General features: G+C 64.7%; 2 protein-coding genes. Both read left to right on the top strand.

What is annotated here, in order from left to right; all coding sequences use genetic code 11:
- Positions 1–537: 537 nt before the first annotated feature.
- Positions 538–2283, top strand: a complete 1746-nt coding sequence (locus EBE87_RS28050; protein WP_120641152.1) for a glycosyltransferase family 2 protein — start codon at positions 538–540, stop codon at positions 2281–2283.
- The gene (locus EBE87_RS28045; RefSeq protein ID WP_147465068.1) at positions 2280–2660 is read left to right on the top strand and encodes a hypothetical protein; all 381 of its coding nucleotides are present in this window, start codon (positions 2280–2282) and stop codon (positions 2658–2660) included. Before EBE87_RS28050 ends, EBE87_RS28045 begins: the two co-directional genes overlap by 4 nt.
- The last annotated feature ends 304 nt before the right edge of the window (positions 2661–2964 follow it).

The raw sequence follows: 2964 nt of genomic DNA, 5'->3' as shown, positions 1-2964 counted from the left end.
GCCGTAGCCGCTCCATCTGATAGATTTGGCCGGGCGCGACATGCAGTCGCGCCCTGTAGCCGATAGCTGACAACACCGGCGAGGGCCAGCAGTCCCCCCCAGGCTTGAGCAGAGAGACCAGCTTGCGGAAAGCGGGCGGTTCTGTTGCGAACTTGTGGCGCTGGCCTGGGCGGGTACAAACCTTCATGGCGAGACTGCGGCGAGTGACCTCAGTGAGGCCGGATGAGTCTTTCAAAGGGCGACAGTTCAGCGCCCAGAGGATCCACCTGGGCGCTGAACTGCTGGCCCCTGAAGCTCAGATCCGCCTGAACTTTCGCCAGCCGCTGTTTTGCCATGCCCTGGCTTGGGCGCGATCCCGCCAGGCTGCAAAAGATGCAACAGGACCCTGCCATCCGCATGTGGATCAGCTTTGTCCACGCCGCCTAGAATTTAGCTTAAACATCAGTCATTCATATGGTTGTATGGCTTCCCTCTCGTCCAGGGAGCCAGTTTTGAGATTCCGGCATAGACGGCCGGCATGGAGTCACCGGAAGCCGCATGCATCCGCCGAGCATTTACGACGCCTATGAAGACTGGGTCCAACAGCACGGCAGCCTGACCGATGAAGACCGCCAGCTTATCACAGCGGACCTTGTCAACCTGCGCGACCCACCGCTGTTGTCCGTGGCAATGCCACTAGTGCCAGAGCTGCGCCAGGAGGATCTCCGCCGTGCTATCGACGCCCTGCGCAATCAGCTCTACCCGGGCTGGGAGCTATGGCTGTGGGGCATAGACCTACCTGCCGTCTTGCCATATCTACAACAGGCAATGGCCACGGACCCGCGCATCCGCTGGTCCGCCCAGGCTGACGCGCAGGCGGTCACTGCGCTGGCTTGCGGCGAGATGCTGGCACTGCTGGAGCCCGGTGCCGTCCTGGCCGAGCACACGTTCTATGAGGTGGCAGTTGCCCTCCGCGCGCGGCCAGCGCCCGACGTGCTCTATGCCGACGAAGATCGCCTAGGCCCCGACGGGCACCGTCACACGCCGCGGTTCAAACCGCTGTGGAGCCCGGAACTGCTGGCGACGCATGACATGCTAGGTCAGCCCTGCTTCTACCGGATGTCGCTGCTGCAGCGGCTGGGTGGGCCAAGGCCGGAATATGGGCCGGCCATGGGCTGGGACCTTGCGCTACGGGCTACGGCGGCGACCACGCCGGATCGCATCGTGCATCTGCCGACCGTGCTGTGTCACGGGCAGGACGGCGCAGAACCCGAACGGCAGGACGGCTACCGAGAAAATGGGGAGCGTGCACTGCGTGACTGGCTGGCTGCGGAAGGATTGGGAGAGGCGCGGCTGCGGCCCGCTCCGCTGCAGCCTAGCGCTTGGCAGATCGTCTATCCGCTGCCTGTGGAATTGCCGCCCGTCTCTGTCATCATTCCAACACGCGACCGGCCGGAGCTGCTGCGGGCCTGCTGCACGGGTCTGCTGCAGATGACCGATTGGCCGGCGGACCGGCTGGAGGTGCTGGTGGTGGACAACGGCAGCACCGACCCTGAGGCGCTGGCGCTGCTACGGCAGCTGACGGCGGACCCCCGGCTGCGGGTGCTGTCAGCACCCGGCTCGTTCAACTATCCCCGGCTGAACAACCTTGCGGCAGGCCAAGCGCGCGGCAGCATGCTGGTGTTGCTGAACAACGATATTGAGGTGCTGGAACCCGGCTGGCTCCGCGAGATGGCGGCACTCGCTCTGCAGCGGGAGGTCGGCATGGTCGGCGCCAAGCTGCTTTACCCAACCGGCGAGGGCGTGCAGCATGCTGGGCTCGTGTTCGGCCCGCAGGCCGTTCGCCACCTGCTGCGCTTTGCGCCAGCGAATGACCCAGGCTACGGCGGTCAACTGGCGCTGACGCAGGCCCTCTCTGCAGTGACTGGCGCTTGCATGATGCTGCGCCGCGAAGTCTATGAGGAGGTCGGCGGGCTGGATGAAGGCCTCGCCGTTGCCTTCAATGACATCGACCTCTGCCTACGGATTCAGGATGCCGGCTACCGCATCGTATGGACGCCACACGCCGTGTTGGCGCACCGCGAGAGTGCCTCACGCGGGCTAGACGTAACGGAACCACAGCGGCAGCGCGCTGAGGGAGAGCTGCGCTTCATGCAGCGCCGCTGGGGCGAGATGCTAGAGCAAGACCCGTACCATAATCCAAACCTGATGCTGTACGACGACACCGGTCACAGCCAGGCCCAGCTGTCAGTGCCCCGGCGCACTCCGCCCTGGCGCAGGGCCGTCGAGGCGGCGCAGGCATGACTGGAGGCGCAGACGGTTTGGCGGTGACGCAGGAGCGCCGGATGCGGGCGGCGGCAGCGCGACGTACAGCGATGCTGCGGGAGGAGGCGGCGCGGCTGCATGCCGAGATCGACCGACAGAGGGACTACATCAAGGCGCAGGATGTCACCATCCTTGAGGACCGCCAGGAGGCCGCCCGTCAAGTCGAGGGAGTCACTGCAGCGCTTCTGGAGATGACGGTCGATCGCGATCGGATGGAGAACGCTTGGCGCGTGGCCAGTATGGAGCATCAGCGCCTACTGCGATCCACCACGTGGCGGATCACGGCTCCGCTGCGTTGGGCCATGAGCCACATCCCCACCTCGGTACGGCGACTAGTTCGGCGGGAGGCACGCTGAGAGGCTGGCTGGAAACGGGAGCGGGATGAGGGTTGGCTAGCCGGGGCAGGCGTGATTCCAACAGGTCATCCAGACCAAGTGGGAGTGCCTGAACTCGGTTGAGCGGCATTGTCACGTTGTTTGGGGATGAGGCATGCTTGATGCATCACGGAGCCTGCGTGGCTTCACGCTGCCAGCTGGACGCAGGTTTCCTGCTGTCAGATTTGGAAAGCCTTGTCACGTGGATACCTCGAAGAACCTGTTGCTGCGCTGTGCTGGCGGGCCTGACAGGCACCTGAGGCAGTGAACTGGCCTTGCTGACGAG

The organism is Teichococcus wenyumeiae, assembly GCF_003696345.1.
GTDB classification, from domain to species: Bacteria; Pseudomonadota; Alphaproteobacteria; order Acetobacterales; family Acetobacteraceae; genus Pseudoroseomonas; species Pseudoroseomonas wenyumeiae.
The sequence above is the reverse complement of the archived record's forward strand: the minus strand, read 5'-3'. Positions and strand labels throughout refer to the sequence as shown.